The 531-nt window shown below is 52.2% G+C and carries 1 protein-coding gene; it reads right to left on the minus strand.

Annotated elements, in window-relative coordinates:
• A partial coding sequence (locus CYP28_RS10835; RefSeq protein ID WP_181000390.1) for a hypothetical protein occupies positions 1-531 on the minus strand: 531 nt, incomplete at both ends.

Consider the following 531-nt stretch of genomic DNA (forward strand, 5'->3'; position numbering starts at 1 on the left):
CCTCCCCCCCCCCCCCCCCCCCCTCTCTTTCCCCTTCTCCCCTCTCCCCTCCCTTCTCCCCTCTTTCCTCCTCTCTTCTCTCTCTCTCCCCCTTTTTCTCCCTTCTTTCTTTTTCCCCTCCTTTTTTTCCTCCTCCCCCTTCCCCTTTTTTTCTTTCTCCCCTTCTTCTTCTTTTCCCTCTCCTTTCTCTCTTTCTCTTTTCCCCTCTTTTCCTTTCTTTCCCTCCCTTCCCTCTCCTTTTTCTCTTTCTTCCCTCTCCCCTTTCTCTTCCCTTTTTTCCCCCCCCCCCCCCCCCTTTTCTCCCTCTCCCTTTCTCTTCTTCCTTTTTTCTCTCTTCTCTTTTCTTCTTCTCCCCCTTTTTCTCTTTCTCTCCCCCTTCTTCTTCTCTTTCTTTCCCTTTTCTTTTCTCTTTCCTCCCCCTTCCCCCCTCTCCTCCTCTTCTCTCCCTCCCCCCCTCTCTCCTCTTCTTCTCTTCTTTTTCTCTCTCTCCCCTCTTTCCCCCTCTTCCTTTCTCCTCTCCCCCCTCTTTCC

Source organism: Campylobacter concisus (genome assembly GCF_002914195.1).
Lineage (GTDB): Bacteria > Campylobacterota > Campylobacteria > Campylobacterales > Campylobacteraceae > Campylobacter_A > Campylobacter_A concisus_M.